Genomic DNA, 23402 nt, shown 5'->3' on the forward strand with positions numbered 1-23402 from the left:
GCAGGAGTGACCGCTTTTCACGCGACTGCAGTGCTTGAGTGTCGGTTACTCCGCCGCCGCCTTCATCGCGATGTCATAGCCAGCGCGCGCCGCGACACGGTCCACCGCGGCGACGGTCTGGAGCAACGCGACATGCGGGACCATATGTCCGATTCCGTCGAGCGAGATCAGTTCCGCCCCCGGCACCTCCTTCGTGAAGGGCACCGCGTGGATTTTCTCGCCCACGATGGTGTCGGCCGTGCCATGCAAAGAGACGACCGGGAGGTCGAGATCGGGATAATGGGGGATCATCTGCTGAATTTCGGGCTTCAGCTCGGCACGCTGGCGCGCATTCACCCGCATCGTTTCGACACGCAGCGTCATGCCGGGGCCGAACCAGCGCATGTAGCCGATCGGCATCTCCTGCGGCGCGAAGACTCCTTCCACCTCGGAGCGAATGATCGCGGGTGGCGTCCAGGCCGAGATCAGCGGGACGGCGATCGCCTGACCCAGTGGCGGCGACGTGATCTGATAGAGAAGCGGCAGCCCGGTGTCCCAGCTATGCGAGGGAGCGGAGACCGGCACCAGACCCGAGAGCGTACCGGGCAGATATACCGCCCAGGCAATTGCGACAGCCCCGCCATAGGAATGGCCGAGCACGATCGGTTTCTCCGCGCCCGCCATCTTCGTCGCCTGCTGCAGCAGCTTGGCCTGGTCCTCGATCGTGTCGTGCTCCTCCGGCAGCGGATCGGAATAGCCGAACCCCGGACGGTCGGGCACGAAGACGCGATAGCGTTTCGCTAGTTCCGGTGCGAGATCGAAGGTCAGATCGCGGGCCGAGCCCGAGGCGCCGTGGATCAACACGACCGCCGGGCCGTGATCGCCCTTGATGACCATATGCACACGCTGGTTCCCAACGTCCACGAATATGCCGTTGGGCGGATAGCGCTGCTCCGCCATCCGGCCGCGCCAGCTCTCGAGTCCCCAGGTCGCGCCGCCCAGAATGAGCAGCACGAGGACGAGGCTAGTTACCAATCTCGGCCAGATCATACGGAGTTTCCTGATAAATCTCGTTAATCCAGTTGCCGTAAAGCAGGTGGGCGTGGCTCTTCCACCGGTTCGTCGGCACCCGGCTCGGGTCGTTCTCAGGATAGTAATTCGCGGGGACGTTGATCGGTTTCCCCGCCGCGACGTCACGATCGTATTCTTCTTTCAGCGTGCCGCTGTCATATTCCAGATGGTTGAAGATGTAGAGCGCCCGATGAGCGCGATCTTCGACCAGACAGGGCCCGGTTTCATCGGAATGGATCAGCGTGATCATGCCCGCCGCTTCCAACTCGTCACGCCGCATCTCGGTCCAGCGGCTCACCGGGATCAGCAGATCGTCCGAGAAGCCGCGCAGGTAGGGCGAGGCGGGCGCGCAATTGCGATGCCGGAAGCAGCCGAAGGCCTTGTGATCGAGCATGTGCTTGTTCACGCCGTGGAAGTAGTGGGCCATCGCCATGCCGCCCCAGCAGACGCCGAAGGTCGAAAAGACATGGGTCTGAGTCCAGTCGAAAATCCGCTTGAGCTCTTCCCAGTAGGTCACCTCCTCGAAAGGCAAATGTTCGATCGGAGCACCGGTGATGATCAGCCCGTCGAACTTCTCGCCGGTGGCCTCGACCTCTTCGAAGGGACGGTAGAACTCTTCCATATGCTCGGCGGCGGTGTTCTTCGTCTGATGCTCGCTCATGCGGATCAGCTGGAAGTCGATCTGCAGCGGCGTCGCCCCGATCAGGCGTGCGAACTGGTTCTCGGTCTGGATCTTCTTCGGCATGAGATTGAGAAGGCCGATCCGGATGGGTCGGATTTCCTGCCGCGATGCGCGCTCGGGCGACATCACCATCACGCCTTCCCGCGACAGGATGTCGAAGGCGGGGAGGTTTTCAGGCAGCTTGATCGGCATTGTTTCTCAGTCTCTTGCAGGGTGAAGTTAAAGTGATGCGTGAAGTGTCCAGGCTCACGCGGGCAGCGCGTCGGCGATCAGCGATGTAAAGCCTTTTGCGTCGCGGACAAGGTAGAGGTCTTCGGCACGGATCGTCACGCCCCAGTTTCTCGCCATCGCCGCATAGCGCGGCTGACGATGGGCCAGCGCCTGCGCATAGGTCCAGCGCACGAAGTCGTCGGGGTCGACCTCCGTCTCCGCCACACCTTTCAGATCGCGATACTCGTCCCATTTCGCGGCCAGAAACGCGGGCTGATAATACATCGGCTTCGGCGCGCGCGAGAAGCGTTTGATCAGCTCCTCGGTGTGCGCCTCGGAGCCCTCGATCCAGACCATCAGCAGGTTCTGCGACAGCGAGGTCAGGATTGGATCCTCGGGGTCGTCGGGGTCCACGACCTCGCAGATCGAGCCGCCGGAATCGCACAGGAAATTCTCGATCCCGTAAATCTGCTTCGCGCGGTCGATGAAATGCGCGGTGTCGAGAAGCGCGTCCATCTCGGCCTTGCGGTGCTGGCGCTGGCGTTCGAGGTATTCCTCGAAGGGCAGTCCGCCCTTGGCGGAATCGCCCGGCTTGCCGAGATAGGTCGACAGCGGCGCGAGGTTCTCAAACGTGATGTTCGACGCGATATAGACCGAGTCCGACAGCAGAAGCTCCGCCAGGAACGGGTTCTTCATCGCCTCGCGCTTGAAGTTATCGGCGATATATTCGCCCATGTAGCGCGTGCCGATCCGGTAATCGACGGAGTAGTGGAACCAGCCCTCGTCGCGCAGCAGGTTCGCAGCCCAGGTCTTGCCGAGGCCGGACATGCCGAACAGGGCAACCTTCCTCGATTTGGCGGCCAGCCACTCGGCGCGATTGGAATAGATCATCGTGTCCCCATAGGTCTTTCGCCCCGGTGTAGCCCGGCAAGGCGCGCACGTCACGGGGTTTTGGGGCGGCGGTTCAGGATCAACAGACCGAGCGCGAGGATCGCGAAGCCCAAGGCCTCTGCCCAGCCCAGACGCTCGCCATAGACTGCCCAGCCTGCGAGGATCGCGACCGGCGGGATCAAGAGCGTGACGAGGGCGAGATTGGCTGCCCCCGCCATCGCAAGGATGCGGTAATAGAGCAGGTAGGCCAGCGCCGAGCAGCCGACACCCAGCCAGAGCATCGCGATCCAGACCGAGGGCGCGTAGTCGAAGCTCGGCACGCCTTCGGTGAGAAGCAGGATCGGCAGCGTCCAGATCGCGCCGCCGGTGAGCATCCCGGCTGCTGCAACTTCGGGCCGTAAGCCTCTGATTGCAAAGCGCGCATAGGCGCCCGCGAAACCATAGCTCAGCGCGGCTCCCAGCACGGCGAGCTGGCCCGCCGAGGTCAGATCGAACCCCTTCAGCGCATCCGGCCCGATCGCCACCACGACGCCCGCGAAGCCGACCGCGATGCCGGTGGCCTTGCGCGCGCTCAACCGCTCGTCGGTGAAGACCACCGCCGCGACCAGCGCCCCGAAGATCGCGGTCGAGGCGTTTAGGATCGAGGCCAACCCGCTATCGATATGCTTCTGGCCCCAGACGATGAGAGAGAAGGGAATGGCGTTGTTCAACAGCCCCATGATCAGGAAATGCCCGAGATAGATCGGGTGCCGCGGCACCGGCAGGCGGCGCAGCGCGACATAGGCCCAGATCAGCACCGCGCCCGAGGCCACGCGCAGGAAGACCACGGTAAAGACGCCCGCACCTTCCAGCGCCGCGCGGTTCGACAGGAAGGACGAGCCCCAGATCAGCGCGAGCGCCGCGAGCAGCGCCCAGGCGAGTGGGGTGAGGGATAAAGGGGCGGGTGCGTGTTTCATCGCTTCGATCTAGCGGGCGGCAGCGACGCGCACCACCCGGAACTTGCGGCAATGTCGATATTCCAAGAAAAAGCCCCGCACGAGACGGGGCTTTTCGAGAATTATCAGTACCTTGCGATCAGAAGTTGATCCCGACGCGGAGGCCAGCGCCCCAGCCGTCATTGCCGGAGAAGTCGGTGGTGTAGGGGCCGATTTCCGTCTTGGCATTGCCAATATCGACATAGCGCACGCCGCCGGTGATTTTGATGTTGCTGGTAGCCTGGTAGCTAGCCGCGAGCGAGACAGATTTGAAGCCATCGGTCGGACCGAGGTTGCCGACGATGTCTCCTTGGTGCTTCTCATAGCCGAACATGATCGCGCCCGACCATTGGTCATTGAAGCGCCGACCAACGCCGAGATTATAGGTGATCGTGTTGTTCGCATAGTCAACGAGCGAGTCACCCTTGGTCGCGATCTGGTAGCCGAGCGGGGTGATGTCGAATTGCTTCCAATGCACCCAGCGCACCGAGCCCATCAGCAGCGTGTCCTTCATGATTCCGGTCTGGAATTCGAGATTCACCGATTCCGGAACCGTCGTCGTGAAGGGGGCGCTCGGCACGCCATTCTCGGTCACGGAGAACTCGTGGTCGATCTTGGAATTGTAGGTCAACGCGACGCGAGCGGCAATCTCGGGCTTTTCCCAAGCCGCGCCTACGACATACCCGAAATCGGTCTCTTCCGACGTGGACATCGTGTATTCATAAGCTGGAAGGTAGACGTTACCTTTGACGCTTTCGCTGCGCAGGCCGCCATAGACTGATATGTTGCTCGGCATCTTGTAGCGGACGAGGGCGGTCACCGCGGAAGATTTGATTGAAGCGTTGGATCCTGCAACCGGATAGCCGGTTCCAGCCGGATAGTTGACCTTCGCGCCGACGGGCTGATCGAAGATGACAGCAAGATCCCACTGGTCGTTGAGCGCCTGCTTGTAACCGAGGCTCAACGTGCCATAGCCCGGCGCCATGTCGCCGGATTTCAAGGCTCCGCCGCCGATAGTACCCGACACATCCGGGTTGAAACCGCCCACGCTGAATTCGGCGTAGTTCCCCTGCTCGAACAGGATACCGACCGATTGCGTCGAGCGCTCCACCCCGCCCGCATGGGCCGCGCCTGCGCCAATTGCGAGGGCGACCATAGAAGTCATCACACGTTTCATAATTGTCCTCTTCCCTAACGTGTCCCGAAGGAGATCCTAACGTCTCGAAGGAATTCCTTTTGGCGACGCTACCACCCGGAAGGTGTAAATCAATCTGGGGATCACGGTGACGTCACGTTCTGTTGCAGCTGTGCAGGGAAAAGCGTGTCTTCGCGGTCACTCCAGGGTGACCTGAACGTCAAGTTATGAACTGAAGCGTTCAGAAGTCACTGGAAAAGCTGAGAATCGCGAGAAGGCCGAGCCAGAGCGCCGCGCCGAAGATTGCGATGAAAAGCGCGCTCCAGAGCGTCGCGCGCGACGCTGGCAGATTTCGCGGTTCCTCGGTCTGGCGTGGGCGCAACGGTTTGCGCGCGGGTCTGGGTGATTGGCGCAGGTTGCGGAGCGCGTTGGGGAGAATGCGGGGCATGTTCGCCTCAAGGTTGAAACGTTTCGCGTCTCCATTAACCCAGACTTAGGTGAAGCCTGCCTTAATGGCAGCGATGAAACCTCTTCGTGTCATGCAGTTTCCCGGCTCCGACGACAGCTGGAACCGTGCGTTGCGCGCGCTTGCGCCGGAACACTCTCCGGCCGTTCAGCAGGCGGCGCTCTATGGAACGATCGCGACCGCGCGCGGGCGGCGATGCCTGCGGCTGGAGGCGACATGTCAGGGCAGGCGGGTCGCGCTGGCCCAGATGATCGCGCGCGGCGGTTTGTGGCTTCTGTCGCGCGGGCCGGTCTTTGCGCCGGAGCTCGATATCTGGATCCGGCGCGCAGTGCTGCGTCGGATCGCGCGCCGTGCCGGGCTGGTGCTGATGACGCCGGAAAACCCGCTGGCCGGGTTCGGGCTGATCCCGCTGATCACCCCGCGCCACCATGCGCATTGGTCCTTGCTCCCCGATGCCCACACGCTGCGCGCAGGCTTGGCGGGAAAATGGCGCAACAGGTTGGCGGCAGCAGAGCGTGCCGGGCTGTGCGTGGAGCCCGAACCCGAGATCGAGTGGCTTCTCGCCTCCGACGCGGCCCAGCAACACGCCCGCGGTTACCGCGCCTTGCCGCCGAGCTTCACCCTCGCGTGGGCGGATCGCAGCGCCGCCGACCTTCTCGCCTTGCGCGTCGCGACATCGAAAGGAGAGCGGATCGCGGGCGGCATCTTCCTGCTTCACGGCGAAGGTGCCAGCTATCACATAGGCTGGACCGGGCGGGAGGGGCGCGTGTCCGGCGCGCATAACCTGATGCTCTGGCAGGCCGCACTGCGGCTGAAGGCGCGCGGTATCCGACAGCTCGATCTCGGTGCGGTGGATAGCGAGGACGGGGCAGGGCGGATGCACTTCAAACTGGGCACCGGCGCCAAGCCGCACAGTCTCGGGGCGACTATGTGGGTGTTGCCGGGCTAACCCCTTCCTCTTGATCCAAATATCCCCGCCGGAGGCTCCTCAGCCAGCCGCAGACGCGCCGCTGGACTGTCGCGCGTGGAAGATGAAGCCGAGGAAATTCAGCAGCACCTGCGCTGCGAGGATCGGGGTCGAGCCGCTGGGGTCGTAATCGGGGGCGACCTCGACCAGATCGATGCCCACAACTTCGTGCCGCTTTGCCACGCCCTGCAGGATCTCCAGCACCTCGTAATAGAGAAACCCGCCATGGCTCGGCGTCCCGGTGCCGGGCGCGATCGAGGGGTCGAACCCGTCGATATCGATCGTGACATAGATCCGTGCGCCTTCCGGGATGCGGGCCAGCACGCCCTCGGACCCCAGCTTGCGCACCTGCCGCACGCTCAGGAAGTCGTCGCCCATTGCGCGGGCGGCGTCATACCCGTCTTTCGCGGTGGAAGAGACGTTGCGAATGCCGAGCGCGGTGATGCCCGAGACATAGTCCTTCTCGGCGGCGCGGCGCATCGGATTGCCGTGGCCTTCGGTGACGCCGTGACGCTCGTCCACGAAATCGAGATGGGCGTCGATTTGCAGGATATGGATCGGTCCCTTCTCGGCGCAATCGGACTCGAAGGCGCGGATGCAGGGGATATTGATCGAGTGATCGCCGCCGATCACCACCGGCAGCGCGCCCGCCTTCAGCATCGCACGCACACCGGCCTCGATATTCGCATGGCTCTTCACCGTGTCGGTATGGACGATGTCGGCATCGCCGATATCGACGATGGTGACCTCGGGGCCGAGATAGGTCGCGTCATCCTCGTGGTCGTAAGCCCCGGCATGGCCGAAGGAGAACAGGGTCGAAGCCTCGCGCACCGCCCGCGGCCCGAACCGCGCGCCCGGGCGGAACTGTGTGCCGAAATCGAAGGGCGCGCCCATTACCGCCACATCCGCCTCGATCGCATCCCAATCGGCCACGTATGCGCGCTTGCCGAAAGTCGAAATCCCCACGAAAGGCAGGTTCAGCCGCCCCGCCTCATACCCATGTCCCGCCATCTTGCCTCCAGACACCCTGTCGCACCCCCGACAGCTTTTCGCCACGCGCGAAATATTGCAAGCTTCTGCGCGACCGAAATGATTTGCCGATTGCCCGAGGAGAGCGCATGTCCTTCGCCCCGCCCAAGATGACGCCCAAGGGCCTGTTTCGCCGCACCCCGCCCGCGATGTTCCCGCCCGTGTTGGGGCTGATGGGCCTCGGGATCGCGTGGCGGCGCGGTGTGGGGCAATTCGCGCTGCCGCCCGATCTGGCGGAGCTGTTTCTGGGCGCGGTGACCTTGCTCGCGCTGTTCACGCTGGTTGCCTATGGCGCGAAGATCGTGCGGCGTCCGGGCGTGGTGTTCGAGGATCTGCGCGTGCTGCCCGGGCGGGCGGGGCTCGCGGCGGGAACGCTGACGATCTATCTGATCGCGGCGTCGCTTGCGCCCTATGGCGGGCTGGCAGCGATCGTCTTCTGGCTGGGCGTGGTCGTGCATCTGGTGCTGATCGCGGCGGTGATCTACACGCTCGCGACCGGCCCGGCCGAGCAGCGCCGCGTCAATCCCACGTGGCAGCTGACCTTCTCGGGCTGGATCGTCGGCGCGGTGGCGGCCGTGATCCTCGGGCTCGATAGCGCGGCTCTGGTGATGTTCTGGGTCGCGATGCTGTCGGCCGTCGTGATCTGGATGATCTCGCTGCGACAATTCGCACATGAGCGCGTTCCCGCGCCGCTGCGCCCGCTACTCGCCATTCACCTCGCGCCTGCGGCGCTGCTCGGGACTGTCGCGAGCGGGTTCGGCGCGATGGGCATCGCGCAGGCGATGGCGATCCTGTCTGCGGGCTATTTGCTGGCACTGGTCGTGTCGGTGCGCTGGCTGCTCGCTGGGGGCTTCTCGCCGCTCTGGGGAGCGTTCACCTTCCCGGTCGCAGCCACGGCGGGGTGCTGGCTCGCGCTTGGCGGCGTCTGGGCGCTGCCCGGCGCGCTGATGCTGACGGCGGCGACGCTGGTCGTAGTACCGATCGCGCTGAAGGTGTTGCAACTTTGGGCGAAGGGGCAGCTTGCGATGAAGACCAACGCCGCGATTGCGTGAGACGAAAGGGCAGCCCCGAGCCTCGGGTGGGCGCTTTGCTCCGCACGTGGTCGGCCGCTTTGTCTTGAAGGCCCGGATGTCGAGTGTGCCCGCGACGACATGACCGATGCGCCCAACCGGGGGAGGCTCGGGCGCGGCCCGGGGCTGGTCGCCCCCGCGCCCAGAGACCTTTGGCGCGGTGCACGCAGGCCGACCTTTCCGCACACCCGCTGCGTACCGCGTCCGCGAGGGGTTGCCTTCGCGTCCATTGCGTGAAACAGCAAACTGCCAAACGCATCTGGACACTGGAGACCCCCCATGCAGATTCGCGAGGCGCTCACCTTCGACGACGTTCTTCTTCTTCCCGCAGCCTCTTCGGTGCTTCCGGCAACCGCAGATGTTTCGACCCAGGTGACGAAGAAAATCCGGCTCAACATCCCGCTTCTGTCCTCCGCGATGGACACCGTCACCGAGGCGCGCATGGCGATCGCGATGGCGCAGGCGGGCGGCGTGGGCGTGATCCACAAGAACCTCACCGTCGCGCAGCAAGCCGACGAGGTCCGCCGCGTCAAACGTTTCGAGAGCGGCATCGTCTACAACCCGATCACGCTGCGCCCGGATCAGACGCTGGCCGATGCGAAAGCACTGACCGAGCGCTACGGTTTCTCCGGCTTTCCGGTCGTCGATGAAAACCGCCGCGTCGTCGGCATCGTGACCAACCGCGACATGCGCTTCGCCCAGAAGGACGAAACTCCGGTCTCGGTGATGATGACCACCGACAACCTCGCGATCCTGCAGGAGCCGGCGGATCGGTCCGAAGCGATCGCGATGATGCGCGAGCGCCGGATCGAGAAGCTGCTGGTGACCGATGACGAGGGCAAGCTGACCGGCCTGCTGACGCTGCGCGACACCGAGCAGGCTGTTCTCAACCCCACCGCCTGCAAGGACGAGCTGGGCCGCCTGCGCGTGGCCGCCGCGACCTCGGTCGGCGATGCGGGCTTCGAGCGGTCCGAGGCGCTGATCGATGCGGGCTGTGACCTGATCGTCGTCGACACCGCCCACGGCCATAGTCAGGGCGTGATCGACGCGGTGAAGCGCATCAAGCAGGTGTCGAACGATATTCAGGTGATCGCGGGCAACGTGGCGACGGCAGATGCCACCAAGGCGCTGATCGACGTGGGCGCGGATGCAGTGAAATGCGGCATCGGTCCGGGTTCGATCTGCACGACGCGGATGGTCGCGGGCGTGGGCGTGCCGCAGTTGACAGCAATCATGGATTGCGTGAGTGCCGCCGGAGACGTGCCGATCATCGCCGATGGCGGCATCAAGTTCTCGGGCGATTTCGCGAAAGCCATCGCGGCGGGCGCAAGCTGCGCCATGGTCGGCTCGATGATCGCGGGCACCGACGAGAGCCCCGGCGAAGTGATCCTCTATCAGGGCCGCTCGTTCAAATCCTATCGCGGCATGGGCAGCTTAGGTGCGATGGCACGCGGCTCGGCGGATCGCTACTTCCAGAAGGATGCGGCGAACGACAAGCTTGTGCCGGAAGGCATCGAGGGGCAGGTGCCCTACAAAGGCCCGGCAGGCGCCGTCGTCCACCAGCTCGTGGGCGGTCTGCGCGCAGCGATGGGCTATACCGGCTCCGCGACGGTCGCAGAGATGCGCACGAACTGCAATTTCGTCCGCATCACCGGCGCGGGTCTCAAGGAAAGCCACGTCCACGACGTCGCGATCACCCGCGAGAGTCCGAACTACCGGATCGGGTAAGTATCAGATTATACGTCTTTAATCGATCCTGCGGGCCGCGCGCTATGCGCGCGGCCTGAAGGTGAACAGGATATGAACTACCCAGAACTGGACAGCGTTTGCTTATGCGAACTGATTCAGTTTCGTTGCAGCTGCATCCGTTCGCTCCGATGTTATCTTTACGAGGCGCGGTATATCGCCGACGCGTCGCTGTCGAATGGGGTTATGTTGATGCTTCAATGCACTGCCGATGCGCGTAGGTGTCGAGCGCGTCAGATAAACTGGTAGCGATACGGAACGGTCATCATGTCGGAGACAAAGTCTCGGAAAATTGGCCGATCGCCCGATGTTTTAGTGCACATGCAGCGATCAGCTACGCCCAGCAGCCCCGGATGACGAGCTCTTGTCGGCCCATCCCAAACCAGACACTTGCTCCGAGCACAGCAGGCGTCTGCTCGCTTGAATTAACCTCTCATCTAATGACAGCAGTCATGCATTGCGCGGCTGCAACGCAATAAAGGTGTGCTGGAGGGCGACTGCTCGCGCATGACACCCGTGAAGGAAATGCCACCGCCCTCCCGGCACAGGATCAATCGTCGCGGAGCGCGAAGCGTTTGTAGAAGGCGGTATCCGCGTCCTCACGTGATATCCCCATGTCCTTGAGCCGTTCGTCGGTCATGGAGCGCAACTTGTGCGAAGCGCGGTAGTTGGCATTCTGCTCCACAATCCAGTGGAGGGCGTGCATCCAGCCCTTTGGGCGGCGAATTTTGAGGGCAATGTCGCTTAGGGTTTGCATCTCTGGGCTCCTGCTGAAGTGGCAAACTGAAGCCAGATTGCCAGTCTTCCGCAAAACACCCGCAAAAGCCGCCCACCAAAACTCTCCCTCCAGCGTAAAAATCGCGTAAAATCGAATGCGACGACCGTAAGAAGCTTCGAGAACCGCGAGATATTATGGCTACGTCGACGGGACAGCTGCATTTGACACTTATCCTTCACGGAGTGTTCTCTGCCCATTATGGGTCAGGCCTCGAACTCGTGGGCCTGTCGCGAAGGGGGCAGGCGCTGCTTGCCTTCCTGTCACAACAACCGGAAATGCGGGCCGAGCGTGCGCGATTGGCAGACCTTCTCTGGTCGGACCGATCCGAGGGGCAAGCCCGGGCATCGCTCCGACAGGAGTTGTCGGTGTTGCGTCGCGTTTTGCCCGAAGGGGTTCTTGACGCGAACCGACAACTCGTCTGGCTGGACCCGACCGTAGTGGTCGCCGACAAGTCCGGCTCGGGCGTATTTCTCGAAGGGTTCGATCTTGCCACGGAAGGTTTCGAAGATTGGCTCCGGGAAATGCGGCAAGCCGAGCGCCCTGGCTCAGCCACTCCTGCAGCTACAGCCGCCCCTCATAGAGCAAGGCGGCTTCCGAGCCTTGCAGTGCTCCCCTTCGAAGAGATCGGAGTGGCTGCAACAGACATGTTTGCCGACGGGGTGGTCGAGGAAATTACTGGTGCGCTCGGCCGGGTGCATGAGTTCCACGTCATCGCCCGCCAATCTGCAATCGCGATTATCGGCGAGCATCTGGATGTGCCTCAAGTCGCCGAAAGACTCGGGGTTGATTACGTTGTTGAGGGGACTGTCAGGCGCGCCGACGACAGAGTGCGGATCTCAGTTCAACTCGTAGAGGGGCGCGACGGTCGCACAATCTGGACTGAACGCTTCGACGACCGGCTCGACGACCTATTCGCCTTGCAGGATAGGGTCGCAGGCCAAGTCGCGGGGCAGATTTTACCCAGTCTGCGCAATGCCGAGATCGCACGCGCAAGAACCACTCCGCCGGAAAGCCGGAATGCTTACGAATTGTTTTTGACCGGCCTGCCGCACATGTGGGCCCATCAACGCAAAAGCAACGCACGAGCGATTGACCTGTTCGATAGAGCGCTTTCGATCGCTCCGGACTATGGACCTGCTCTGGCGCATAAGGCATGGGCGCTTGCGCAACAGTGCTCCTACATATGGTCAGACAATCCTTTGGCAGATAAGGCAGAGGCGCTGCGGTTGGCGCAGCAGGCTGCCCAATTCGTCGGTGAACATGCGCCTTCGATGGTGGCTGTCGGCGCAGCAGTTGACCTCGTTTCAACGGATCACGATTTCAGCAGAACTTTTATTGATCGCGCGCTTGCGATCGACCCAAATTGTGCTTGGGGCTGGATGCGCCGCGGCTGGAACCGTCATTATCTTGGAGAAACCGAAGAGGCGCGCTTGAGCTTTGATCGTGCGGAAGCCCTTAGTCCACTCGACCCTTTCCTGTTCAACATAGAGTTTGGCCGCGGGGTCACATATCTCCATGAAGATCGCTTTGAGGAGTGCCTCAAACACTTCAAGCGAGGAATGGCCCTCTCTCCTGGCGTCGAATGGGCCTACCGTTTCATAGCGTCTCTGAATATTCGGCTTGGACGGCAGGCGGATGCCGAAGAAGCCTATCGAAAGCTGCTTGCAGCGTATCCGGGACTGACCGTTCGCAAACTGAGTGACTCGCTTCCACCATCAGCCGTAGAGAACCGGCAGGAGTTCTACGACGCAATGCGTCGGGCAGGTTTGCCAGAAGAATAGCTTCGTTACTCAAATACCCGATGACGCATGCATTGAATGCCATCTGACCATGAAGTCTAATTTTTTTGGCCGATATAGTGAAAGTCCAGTGCCTGCCCGTTGGGGCCGTTCGTGGTTATCGCAAGGAAATTCCGTTTCCCGCCCGGCATCCCCCGAGCCCGCCGCAACGCGCTCTAACCATACATTTGAACCGAACGCAGCGAACTTCTGGAATCCGCCCTTCTGGCAGTATGTCGGAAGCTAATCATCTCTGAGCAGAAAGTTTGGCATAGGGTTGAGAGCTCGATTTTTTTGAACGGGCGTTGCCCCATCTCCGTTCCGGTTTCCACAAATGCCGGAGTTGCCAGACGGAAAATCGCGACTCGAAACATGCCTCGACGGCTCAGTGCAGGGGATTGCTCGCCGTATCCCCCCAGAACCTGGGAGGCAGAACACATGGCGTGTGAAAAGCGTCAATCGATCGGTGCTGAGCCCCAGGAAGTCCCGCTGCCCCGCTACTGTGAGACCGACGAACTCGCAGTTCGGTTTCGCCGCCATACCCGCACGATCCCAGATCGGATTCAAAAGGGATGCCCGGTGAACGGACGTCGCTCGAAGCTACCGGCCACGCGTCTCTTTGGACGCTGTGCTTTAACCCGGCAATCGTAATCGGCGGGCTGTCTCCGGCGGGGGCGGCAGATCGCCACGTGGACCACGGCGAGGGCGCGATGCTTCGCGCCCCGTTCCGCCGTCAGATCAGCATCCGGCGCGGATCCGCCATCAGTGTTGCATAGCGCGACAGGAAGCGCGCGGCATCGGCGCCGTTGATGACCCGGTGATCGTAGCTCAGATCGAGCGGGCAAAGCGGCACCGGCACCCATTCGCCTTCCCAGACCGGTGTGACCTGGCTTCGGGTGATGCCGAGGATCGCGACTTCCGGAGGGTTCACGATCGGGGTGAAGGCGCTGCCGCCGATCCCGCCGAGATTGGAGATCGTCATTGAGGCGCCGCCCATTTCCTCGGCGCGCAGTTTCCGGCCCTGCGCCTTGCGCGACAGGTCGGTGATTTCCGCCGCGATTTCCCAAAGCCCCTTGCGGTCGGCGTCGCGGATCACCGGGACCATCAGGCCGTTCGGCGTGTCGACCGCGATGCCCACATGGACGTAATCCTTGAGCACCAGCGTCTCGCCGCTTGCGTCGAGCGAGGCGTTGAACCGGGGGAATTCGCGCAGACAGCGCGCCAGAACCCGCACATGGAAGGCGAGCGCCGTCAGGCGGGTGCCACGGTCCCGCGCCTCGTCGCGAAGGCCTTTTCGGAAGGCTTCGACCGCGCGCATGTCGGCGCTATCGTGATGCGTGACCTGCGGGATAAGTGAATTCGCGGCCGAGAGGTTGTCGGCGGCGACCCGGGCGATCCGTGAGAGTGGGTCTTCGGTCACCGGCCCGAAGGCCGCATGATCGACATCCCAGTAGCGCGCGGCATCCGGGGCGGGGCCGGGTGCGACACCGGAGCCCGCCCCGTCGGCCTTGCGATCCACATCTTCGCGCGCGAGCGTCTCGCGCCCGGTCTCCTGCGCGAGGCGGTCGAGATCCACCCCGCGTTCGGCGGCGTAGCTGCGCACCGAAGGGCTTGCGACATAGCTCATGGCATCCTCCTCACCAGCTGGCCGAGATGTATTGCGTTTCCATGAATTCGAGCATCCCTTCATGCCCGCCTTCGCGGCCGAGACCCGATTGCTTGGAGCCGCCGAAGGGCGCTGCAGGATCGCTGACGAGGCCGCGATTGAGCCCGACCATCCCGTAATCGAGCCGTTCGCAGACCCGCATCCCGCGCGCCATGTCCTGCGTGAAGACATAGCCCACGAGCCCGTATTCGGTGTCGTTGGCGCGTGCGATCACGTCTTCTTCGTCGGTGAAGGTCTGGATCGCGGCGACCGGGCCGAAGATCTCGTCATGCACGCATGCGGCATCCTGCGGCACCTTCGTCAGAACGGTCGGCGGGTAGAAATAGCCCGGCCCGTTCGGGACCTTGCCGCCGAGTTTCAGTTCCGCGCCACGCTCCAGCGCGTCGGTCACGAAGCTCGCCACCTTGTCGCGGGTCTTGGCGTTGACCAGCGGGCCGACATCGACATCCTTCTCGACGCCGTTGCCCACCTTCAGCGCGCCCATCGCCGCTGTCATCTTCGCGGTGAATTCCTCGGCCACCGCCTCGTGGACATAGAACCGGTTCGCTGCGGTGCAGGCTTCGCCGAGATTGCGCATCTTGGCCAGCATCGCACCTTCGACAGCGACGTCGATATCGGCATCCTCGAAGACGATCAGCGGCGCGTTGCCGCCCAGCTCCATCGCCGGTTTCAGCACCTGATCGGCGGCGGAGCGCAGAAGCTTGCGGCCGACCCCGGTCGAGCCGGTGAAGCTCACGACGCGCACCCGCGGATCGTGCAGCATGTGATCGACGATCTCCGCGGAATTCTCCGACGGCAGCACGTTCACGAGGCCCTTGGGCACGCCGGCCTCTTCCAGCAGCGGCATCAGCGCGAGCATCGTCAGCGGCGTCTCGGAGGCGGGCTTGATGATCACCGGGCAGCCTGCGGCCAGCGCAGGCGCGATCTTGCGGGTGCCCATCGCGGCGGGGTAGTTCCACGGCGTCACCAGCACCGCGATGCCCGCCGGTTTGTGCTGCACCACGATCCGCGCGCCAGAGGCGGGGGCGCGGGTAATCATCCCGTCGGCGCGCACGGCTTCCTCGGCGAACCAGCGGAAGAACTCGGCGGCGTAGCGGGCTTCGCCCATCGCGTCGGCCCCGGCCTTGCCGTTCTCCAGCGTGATGAGATGCGCGAAGTGATCAAGCCGTTCGGTCATCAACTCGAACGCCTTGCGCAGGATTTCCGAGCGTTCGCGGGGCGAGCGCGCCGCCCAGTCCACGAAGGCCTTCTGCGCGGCGTCGAGCGCCGCATCCGCGTCTTCGATCTCGGCGGAGGCGACGGAGGCGAGCACTTCCTCGGTCGCGGGGTTGATGACATCGAAGCGGGCGCCTTTCGCGCCCTGGCGCCACGCGCCGTCGATATAGAGGTCGGTCTGGTCCATGTCGGTCCGGTTCCTTGTATCAGAGGAGATGGCGCAGCGGCTCGGCCAGCCGCGCGGCAAATCCGGTTATCAGGTCGAGCGCCGTCTCGGGCGCGAGCTGGCCGGGATCGGCCTCGAGCGTGAGGGTCAGCGGATCGGAGCCGGTGAGCGTCAGCACTGGCTGCGCCTCTGCGCCGAGCGAGATCCGCTGCAACGCGCTGCCGCGCAGATCGCGGATCAGGAGCGCGGGGGTGGCATCCTCTTCCGACTCGGGGGCTTGCCCCAGCGGGTGACGGCCCGGATCGGCAAAGCAGCGGCTGCGCCCGTGACGCGAAACCGCGACCGGGCCCGAGAACGTCGCACCTGTCGCGAGACCGGCGAGCAGCGCGCCCGGATCGGGGGCCTGACCCGTCTCCGCTTCAATCCAGTCGCAGAACGCGGCGAAGCCTTTCGCCGACACCTCGGCGCTCAGATGCAGCGCTTGAGCGGTCGGAGCCGTCGCTGTCGCCGCTTGCGGTGCGGGCAGGGTGCGCAGCGTCTCGAGATCCGAGACGTGGTAGGGCTGCGCGATGCCCGCCTCGGCCAGCCGCGCGAGGTCGAGCCCTTGTTCGCGGGCCAGCCGTTTCGCCTTCGGCGAGGCGAGGATGCGACCGCCGGGCGCGGGGGCTGCCGCGGGTTTCGCAGACGGCCTAGCCGCTGCGGGCTTCGATGTGGTCTCTTTTTCCGGCGTGGCTTTGTTCGCCGGGGCTTCTGCCTTGGCAGGCTTGGGCGCGGCCGGTTTTTGCGCGTGGCTGCGGCGGACCGGATTCGCGGGCGCCTCCGCCGAAATGATCGCAATCGGCGCGCCGACCGGGACTTCCTCGCCGGGGTCCGCGAGGATCGCGGCAAGGTAGCCCGAGACACCGGCAGGTACTTCGACGGCGCTCTTGTCGGTCTCGACCTCGAAGAGAATGTCGTCGGCACCCACCGCGTCGCCCGGCTCCTTGAGCCAGGTCGTGATCTGACCGGTCTCCTGCGCCATGCCAAGCGCGGGCATGATGACCTCCGCACCCTCGGGGAGCGCGTCGTCGTTCGCGGTCTCGGTATCGGACCCGGAGGCCGGCTCGTCGGCAGGTGCGTCTTGGGCAACCTCTCCGCCAGCTTCGGCCTCCGCGGCTTCCTTCGTCTCGGCGATCACCGCGACCACGGAGCCCACGGGCACGTCATCGCCCGCCTTCGCGCGCAGCCCGCCGAGGTAGCCGTCGGCCTGCGCCTCGACCTCCATCGTGGCCTTGTCGGTTTCGACCTCCATCAGGGGTTCGCCCGCCTTCACGGCATCGCCCGGCGCTTTCAGCCAGGCGACCAGTTGGCCCGATTGCTGGGCCATGCCGAGCGCGGGCATGATGACCTCATGCGGCATCGCTCACCTCCTGCCGGACCAGCCGGCGGGCCGCTTGCGCCACGCCCTCTGCCGTCGGCACGGTCAGATCCTCGAGCGCGGGCGAGAACGGCACCGGCACGTCCATCGCGCCCATCCGCAGCACCGGCGCGTCGAGATGGTAGAAGGCCTTCTCCGAGATGCGCGCGGCGATCTCGCCGGTGATGCCGTAGCTCTGGTGGCCCTCGTCGATGACGATGGCGCGGCTGGTCTTGCGCACGCTGTCGAGGATTGTCTTCTCATCCAGCGGCACGATGGTGCGCGGGTCGATCACCTCGGCGGAGATGCCCTCCGCGGCCAGCGTCTCGGCGGCAGCCTGCGCCACCTGCACCATCGACGAGGTGGCGACCAGAGTGATGTCGCTGCCCTCGCGCAGCACGTTGGCCTCGCCGAAGGGAATGTAATACTCCTCCTCGGGCACCGGAGCCTTGTCGTTATACATCAGCTTGTCTTCGAAAATGACGACCGGGCTGTTGTCGCGGATCGCGGTCTTCATCAGCCCCTTGGCCTCGTAGGCCGAAGAGGGCAGGGCGACCTTCAGCCCCGGGATATGGGCCACGAGCGCATGGAGCGACTGGCTGTGCTGCGCGGCCGAGCGCCGGGTCGCGCCCAGATTGGTGCGCAGCACCAAGGGCACGCTCAGCTTGCCGCCCGACATGTAATGGGTCTTGGCCGCCTGGTTGCAGAGCTGATCCATCACCAGAAACAGGAAGTCGCCGAACATCAGATCGACGATAGGTCGCGATCCGGTCATCGCGGCGCCGACAGCGAGGCCCATGAAACCGGGCTCGGAGATGGGGGTGTCGATGATCCGCTCGGTGCCGAATTCCTCGACGAGCCCGGAGAGGACCTTGAAGGGGGTGCCGGCTTCGGCCACGTCCTCGCCGATCAGGAAGATCGTGGGATCGCGGCGCATTTCCTCGGCGATGGCCTCGTTGACGGCCTTGGACAGGGTGATCTCGCGCATGATTTCCTCCTCAGGCGGCGTCGTTGGGGGCGTAGACATGCATGTCGACCTCGCCCGCGTCGGGGTAGGCGGCGGCCAGCGCATATTCGACGGCGTCGGCGGCGTCTTTCTTCACCGCTTCGCGGATCTCCTCGAGTTCCGCATCGCTCGCGACGCCCTCGCCGACGAGCCATTTGCCGAAATTGATGATCGGGTCGCGCTGCTCCTTCCAGATCGTCTCTTCGTCCTTGGAGCGGTAGTAGTCGCGGTTGATGTCGCCGACATGGTGGCCGTGGTAGCGGTAAGTCTTGAGTTCGATGAAGAACGGGCCTTCGCCCTTGCGGGCGCGGGCGACCAGTCGCTGCGCCAGCTCGTTCACCGCCAGCACGTCCTGCCCGTCGACCTCGAAGCTCTCGATGCCGAAAGCCTCGGCGCGCGCGGTCAGCGAACCAGCGGCGATCTCGTCGGTCTTGGTGTATTCGGAATAGCCGTTATTCTCGCAGGCATAGATGACCGGCAGCTTCCAGAGCGCGGCCATGTTCATCACCTCGTACCAAAGGCCCTGCGCGGTCGCGCCGTCGCCGAAGAAGCAGACGGTCACGTCGTCGCGCCCGAGCCGGCGGGCCGAGAGCGCGGCCCCTGTGGCGATCCCCATCGAGCCGCCGACGATGGCGTTGGCGCCGAGGTTGCCGTGGCTCTGATCGGCGATATGCATCGAGCCACCCTTGCCGCGGCAATAGCCCTCGGCCTTGCCGAGAAGCTCGCAGAACATCTGCTTGAACTCGGCCCCCTTGGCGACGCAATGGCCGTGGCCCCGGTGCGTCGAGGTGATCTTGTCGTCGTCGGTCAGCGCCTCGCAGATGCCCACCGCGACGGCCTCCTCGCCGGAATACATGTGGGTCAGGCCCGGCATCTTGGCCGAGAGATACAGCTGGTTGGCGTTGTCCTCGAAGCTGCGGATGCGCACCATCTGGCGATACATGCGCAGGTAGTCTTCGGTATTCGTCTTGCGCTTGGTGGCTTTGGCCATGGCGCGCTCCCCCCTTTGGCGTAGGCGTTATGCGTAAGGTCCGGGCCCGCGCGGAATGGCGCGGGCCCGGGAGCCGGTCAGTAGCGGGCCGCGATCGGCAGCTCTTCGGCCGGGAAAAGGCTGATCACGGTGCAGCCCTTGTCGGTCACCACGACCTCCTCCTCGATCCGTGCCGCCGAATAGCCGTCAGAGGCCGGGCAATAGGTTTCGAGTGCGAAGACCATGCCGGTCTGGATCTCCATCGGATTGTCGAGCGACACCGCCCGGCTGATGATCGGCCGTTCGTGCAGCGCGAGACCCAGGCCGTGGCCGAATTGCAGACCGAAGGCCGACAGCTCGTCGGGGAAGCCGAATTCCTCGCATTTCGGGAAAGCCTTCGCGACGACATCGGTGGTGACGCCCGGCTTGATCAAAGCGATCGCGTTGTCGAGCCATTCGCGGCACCGGATGTAGGCGTCGTTCTGCGAGGGCGTCGCGCGACCGATGTTGAAGGTCCGGTAATAGCAGGTGCGGTAACCCTGATAGCTTTGCAGGATGTCGAAGAAGGCCTGATCACCGGGCCGGAACAGGCGGTCGGTGAAGTTATGCGGGTGCGGGTTGCAGCGCTCGCCCGAGATCGCGTTGATCGCTTCCACGTCGTCCGAGCCCATCTCGTAGAGGAGCTTGTTCGACATCGCGACGATATCGTTCTCGCGCACGCCCGGTTTCAACTCCTCGTGGATCATGTGGTAGACGCCATCGACCATCGAAGCCGCCTGGTTGAGCAGCTGGATCTCATCGATATTCTTGATCTCGCGGGCCGAGAGCATGACCTGCTGGCCGTCCACGACGTTCAGCCCGGCTTCCTTCAGCGCGAAGAACATCGCCGTCTCGGCATAGTCCACGCCCACCGGCATGTCGGCCATCCCGGCCTTCTTGATCAGCGAGGCGATCTCCTCGGCATATTTCTTCATCAGCCCGAAGGAGGGCGGGATCGTTCCGCGCATGCCGACGACGCCCGCCAGCATCCGCTCGGGGTCGAGCCAGTCGCAATATTCGCGGTGGTGCACGGCGGCGGAGCCGAAGTCCCAGACATAGGGTTCTTCATCGCCTGCGAGCAGGCAGAACCGGCACATCTTGTCGCGTTCCCACTCGCCGATCTTGGTGCCGGAGATGTAGCGGATGTTGTTCACATCAAACAGCAGCAGCGAGCCGCAGCCCGATTTCTTCAGCGCATCCTTGGCGCGGCTGAGGCGGTAGCGGCGCAGACGGTCGTGATCGACGCGGCGCTCGAAATCCACCGAGGTGTGACCCCAGGCGGGGATGTGCTTTTCCCAGCGCCAGTTCGGGTCGATGTCCCCGGGTTGCAGAATGCGCGGGTTGAGGGCGGTCGTGGTCATGATATGTCTCCCGGCGCGGCCGTTCCGGCGCGCCTGTTCGGTTGCGATTGTCTAAGAGTCCCGGGGTGTTGGCCCGGTTCAGGCGCGGATCACTGGATGACCCAGCCGCCGTCGATATGGATCATCTGGCCGGTCATGTAGTCGCTCTCCGGGCTGACGAGGAACGCCGCCGTTCCCTTCACGTCATCCGGGTAGGAGACCTTCTTGAGCGCGAGGATTTCGGCCAGATCGTCGAAGGCCTGACCTTCACGCTCCTTGAAGCCGATATCCACGAGATCCTTGTCGAGCTGCTCCCAGAGCGGCGTCTTCACCACGCCGGGCGCGTAGCCGTTCACGGTGATGCCATGCTCTGCCAGCGCGATCGCCCCGCAATGGGTCAGCGCGAGGCAGCCATATTTCGAGGTGCAGTAGACCGTCACGTCGACCAGCGGCTTGCGCGAGGCGACGGAGCCCACGTTGATCAGCTTGTAGGGATAGTCCTGCTTGCCCTGCGCGATCATCTGCCGTGCGGTTTCCTGCATGCCGAGCCACATGCCCTTGGTGTTGACCGTCATGATGTGATCCCAGTTGTCTTCATCGATATCCATGAAGAACCGGGGCTTGTTCAGGCCCGCATTGAACAGGCCGACATTGATCATGCCGAAGGCGTCGACGGTGGCTGCGACCGCATCGGCATTGTCCTTGCGCTTGGTGACGTCCATGCGCACCGCGATCGCCTTGCCGTTGCCGCCCTTGTTGATACGGTCGGCGGTCTCCTGGGCTGCGTCGAGATCGATATCACCCAGGCAGACATTCGCGCCCTGCTGCGCGAAATACTCCGCGTTGCACGCACCCATGCCCTGGCCTGCGCCGGTGATCAGGATGTTCTTTCCCTTCAGTCGATCGGGGTCCATGTCTTTCCTCCCTAACTTGAACCTGTCCTCAGCACCCGGTCGGCCCGAATCTGGACCTTGCCGAGTGCCTCGCGCGGGGTGGTGACCCCGCGCAGCATGTCGTGAATTTCCTGCCCGCAGATCTCGATCAGCTCGCAGATGTTCGGCAGCGGCGGGCGCGGCCAGAATTGCAGCTCGTCGCGCCAGGACATCGCGTCCACCGCCTCGAAGATCGGCGAGAGATGCTGCACCTGCGGATCGGCGCCGACCGAGTAGCGCGGCACCGTGCGGCTGCCGTTGAGCACGTACAGTTTCTGCGCCGCGGGCGAGGTGAAGGCGATCAGCGCCTCTGCCGCGGCGGCGCGCCGCTCCTCGGGTAGATTGGCCGGGATCGCGAGCACGTATCCGCCCACAGGCGCCACCGGCTTCGCGCCAAGCCCTGTCGGATGCGGAAGATAGCCGGTCGTGTCATGCGCGGGCGAATTCGCGTCGAGTTCAAAATACGGCGCGAGCAGCGTATAGCCATAGGCCATCGCGACCTTGCCCGCCGCGTAGGGGCGCACGCGCTCGTACCAGGACATCGACAGGATGTCGGGCGGCGAGACGCTCATCAGCTGCAGCAGGTACTCTGCAGCCGCCTCGGTCGCGGGGGTGTCGAACTGCGCAACGAAATCGTCGCGATCGAGATGATCGGCGTCGAACCCGCCCGCGATCGGGTCGAGATTGACGACCGGCTGGCCGAAATCGGCCATCGCCATGATGAAGGTGTGCCCCAGCGCGGTGCCGCGCGCGGCGTTCCACGCGATGCCGTAGCGGCCATGCGTGGGGTCGTGGAAATGCCGCGCGGCCTTGAGCACGAGATCGGTCGTGGACGGTGGCTTCAGCCCGGCTTCGGCGAACAGATCCTTGCGGTAGAACAGCAGTTCCGGCGTGGTCTGGCTGGGCACGCCATAGGGGCGGCCCTCCCAATGGGCACCACGCCAGCCCGCGGTATGGAAATCGCTCGGATCGAGGCGCGAGATATCCATCACCTCGTCGAGCGGCATCAACAGCCCTTTCTTCGCGAATTCCCCGATCCACGGCAGGTCGACGGCGATGATGTCGTAATGGCTGGTCTTGCGGGTGGCATTGCGCAGCGTCTCTTCGTGCAGCCGGTCGATCGAGAAGGCCCGCTGCGAGATCGATGTACCCACGATATGTTCAAACTGGCGCTTGAGGTTCTCCATCACCATGAAGGTCGGATCGCCATGAACCAGAACGCGCAGGCCGCCCGGCACGGTGATCGGCTCGGGCAGCACCGAGGGCGGAGCAATCGAATGACCGGCGAGGTAGGTGCCGCCGAAGTAATAGTCGCGCTCGCCCCCATCGGAGTCGGCGAGGTGCTTGCGGGCCAGACGCGCGACGCGATCGGAAAGCTGGCCCCAGTTCGTCAGCAGCTGCGTGCTGGCATGAAGCGAAACGGTCTTGCCAGAGCGAGTGCGCGGGCGTTGCTCGATCATCCCGGCATCGATCATGTCCGAGAGTTTGCGCATCGCCGTCGCGTAGGGCACGCCCGAAGCCGCGACGAGCGAGGAGGGCGTGACGATCTTGCCCTCCAGATGGCAGCGCACCAGATGGGCGGCCATCGCGAGATACGGGTTTGGGGTGGAGAGCGCGAGCGTGGAATCGATCTCGTCGGCGAGAGACTCGAGCAGGTCGATCATCGACAGCGCGGTGTCCCGATCCTGAACGACGGACGCGGACGGCGCCGGGGCGCCGGTATGTCCATGTTGGATATTTTGCGGATCGAGTTTGGTCACGCGTCTGTGTCCGAGCTGTGGTTTTGGTTGCTTCGCCATGAAGTCCTCCGAAAGATGTCCAGATCGAGGATCGTTCACCTTAGCAAAAATATCCATTATGGATGCAAAGATGTTCAAAATGGATAAGTTGGCGGGC

The 23402-nt window shown here is 63.9% G+C and carries 20 protein-coding genes; 4 read left to right on the top strand and 16 right to left on the bottom strand.

The window, feature by feature from the left end; all coding sequences use genetic code 11:
* Positions 1 to 45 precede the first annotated feature (45 nt).
* From B6V74_RS10010 to B6V74_RS10035, 6 genes are all read right to left on the bottom strand, one after another.
* Positions 46 to 1029 (bottom strand): alpha/beta hydrolase, encoded by a 984-nt coding sequence (locus B6V74_RS10010; protein ID WP_088722703.1) that lies wholly within the window; start codon positions 1027 to 1029, stop codon positions 46 to 48.
* Positions 1004 to 1924, bottom strand: coding sequence for a homoserine O-succinyltransferase (gene metA, locus B6V74_RS10015; RefSeq protein WP_075776544.1), 921 nt, complete (start codon positions 1922 to 1924; stop codon positions 1004 to 1006). The genes B6V74_RS10010 and metA overlap by 26 nt, the downstream gene beginning before the upstream one ends.
* A 54-nt stretch (positions 1925 to 1978) precedes the next feature.
* A complete protein-coding gene (locus B6V74_RS10020; protein WP_088722704.1) occupies positions 1979 to 2833 on the bottom strand; it encodes an ATPase in 855 nt (284 codons plus the stop codon).
* A 50-nt stretch (positions 2834 to 2883) separates the two neighbouring features.
* Positions 2884 to 3789, bottom strand: coding sequence for a DMT family transporter (locus B6V74_RS10025; RefSeq protein WP_088722705.1), 906 nt, complete (start codon positions 3787 to 3789; stop codon positions 2884 to 2886).
* 118 nt (positions 3790 to 3907) lie between these two features.
* Complete coding sequence (locus tag B6V74_RS10030) at positions 3908 to 4984, bottom strand: hypothetical protein (protein ID WP_088722706.1); 1077 nt, start codon at positions 4982 to 4984, stop codon at positions 3908 to 3910.
* A 199-nt stretch (positions 4985 to 5183) separates the two neighbouring features.
* On the bottom strand, positions 5184 to 5390 hold the full coding sequence (locus B6V74_RS10035) for a hypothetical protein (RefSeq protein WP_088718694.1): 207 nt from the start codon (positions 5388 to 5390) through the stop codon (positions 5184 to 5186).
* A 73-nt stretch (positions 5391 to 5463) separates the two neighbouring features.
* Here B6V74_RS10035 and B6V74_RS10040 point away from each other — a divergent pair, with 73 nt between their 5' ends.
* Complete coding sequence (locus tag B6V74_RS10040) at positions 5464 to 6357, top strand: GNAT family N-acetyltransferase (RefSeq protein ID WP_168184210.1); 894 nt, start codon at positions 5464 to 5466, stop codon at positions 6355 to 6357.
* 39 nt (positions 6358 to 6396) lie between these two features.
* On the opposite strand, the gene speB is transcribed toward B6V74_RS10040, so the two are convergent.
* Positions 6397 to 7386, bottom strand: a complete 990-nt coding sequence (gene speB, locus B6V74_RS10045) for an agmatinase (protein WP_088722708.1) — start codon at positions 7384 to 7386, stop codon at positions 6397 to 6399.
* Positions 7387 to 7493: 107 nt separating this feature from the next.
* Here speB and B6V74_RS10050 point away from each other — a divergent pair, with 107 nt between their 5' ends.
* Both B6V74_RS10050 and guaB read left to right on the top strand, forming a co-directional pair.
* Positions 7494 to 8456 (top strand): tellurium resistance protein, encoded by a 963-nt coding sequence (locus B6V74_RS10050; protein WP_088722709.1) that lies wholly within the window; start codon positions 7494 to 7496, stop codon positions 8454 to 8456.
* A gap of 297 nt (positions 8457 to 8753) precedes the next feature.
* Complete coding sequence (gene guaB, locus B6V74_RS10055) at positions 8754 to 10202, top strand: IMP dehydrogenase (RefSeq protein WP_075776536.1); 1449 nt, start codon at positions 8754 to 8756, stop codon at positions 10200 to 10202.
* A 568-nt stretch (positions 10203 to 10770) separates the two neighbouring features.
* On the opposite strand, the gene B6V74_RS10060 is transcribed toward guaB, so the two are convergent.
* On the bottom strand, positions 10771 to 10977 hold the full coding sequence (locus B6V74_RS10060) for a DUF1127 domain-containing protein (RefSeq protein WP_088722710.1): 207 nt from the start codon (positions 10975 to 10977) through the stop codon (positions 10771 to 10773).
* 386 nt (positions 10978 to 11363) lie between these two features.
* Between B6V74_RS10060 and B6V74_RS10065 the strand changes: the two genes are divergently transcribed.
* On the top strand, positions 11364 to 12779 hold the full coding sequence (locus B6V74_RS10065) for a hypothetical protein (RefSeq protein ID WP_146694542.1): 1416 nt from the start codon (positions 11364 to 11366) through the stop codon (positions 12777 to 12779).
* A 730-nt stretch (positions 12780 to 13509) separates the two neighbouring features.
* On the opposite strand, the gene B6V74_RS10070 is transcribed toward B6V74_RS10065, so the two are convergent.
* From B6V74_RS10070 to B6V74_RS10105, 8 genes are all read right to left on the bottom strand, one after another.
* Complete coding sequence (locus tag B6V74_RS10070; RefSeq protein WP_240497089.1) at positions 13510 to 14403, bottom strand: 2-oxo acid dehydrogenase subunit E2; 894 nt, start codon at positions 14401 to 14403, stop codon at positions 13510 to 13512.
* Positions 14404 to 14413: 10 nt separating this feature from the next.
* Entirely contained in the window at positions 14414 to 15844 is a 1431-nt protein-coding gene (locus B6V74_RS10075) for an NAD-dependent succinate-semialdehyde dehydrogenase (RefSeq protein ID WP_088718688.1), read from the bottom strand.
* A gap of 19 nt (positions 15845 to 15863) precedes the next feature.
* The gene (locus B6V74_RS10080; protein ID WP_088722713.1) at positions 15864 to 17222 is read right to left on the bottom strand and encodes a biotin/lipoyl-containing protein; all 1359 of its coding nucleotides are present in this window, start codon (positions 17220 to 17222) and stop codon (positions 15864 to 15866) included.
* The gene (locus B6V74_RS10085; RefSeq protein ID WP_075776530.1) at positions 17212 to 18207 is read right to left on the bottom strand and encodes an alpha-ketoacid dehydrogenase subunit beta; all 996 of its coding nucleotides are present in this window, start codon (positions 18205 to 18207) and stop codon (positions 17212 to 17214) included. Before B6V74_RS10085 ends, B6V74_RS10080 begins: the two co-directional genes overlap by 11 nt.
* A 10-nt stretch (positions 18208 to 18217) precedes the next feature.
* The gene (locus tag B6V74_RS10090) at positions 18218 to 19216 is read right to left on the bottom strand and encodes a thiamine pyrophosphate-dependent dehydrogenase E1 component subunit alpha (protein WP_088722714.1); all 999 of its coding nucleotides are present in this window, start codon (positions 19214 to 19216) and stop codon (positions 18218 to 18220) included.
* Between the two features lie 77 nt (positions 19217 to 19293).
* Positions 19294 to 20595, bottom strand: a complete 1302-nt coding sequence (locus B6V74_RS10095) for a Xaa-Pro peptidase family protein (RefSeq protein ID WP_075776528.1) — start codon at positions 20593 to 20595, stop codon at positions 19294 to 19296.
* 89 nt (positions 20596 to 20684) lie between these two features.
* Complete coding sequence (locus B6V74_RS10100; RefSeq protein ID WP_075776527.1) at positions 20685 to 21488, bottom strand: SDR family oxidoreductase; 804 nt, start codon at positions 21486 to 21488, stop codon at positions 20685 to 20687.
* A gap of 11 nt (positions 21489 to 21499) precedes the next feature.
* Positions 21500 to 23266: an extracellular solute-binding protein gene (locus tag B6V74_RS10105; RefSeq protein WP_240497090.1), complete on the bottom strand. Its 1767-nt coding sequence runs from the start codon at positions 23264 to 23266 to the stop codon at positions 21500 to 21502.
* Positions 23267 to 23402: the final 136 nt, after the last annotated feature.

This window comes from Thioclava sp. F42-5, from assembly GCF_002213195.1.
Taxonomy (GTDB): Bacteria; Pseudomonadota; Alphaproteobacteria; order Rhodobacterales; family Rhodobacteraceae; genus Thioclava; species Thioclava nitratireducens.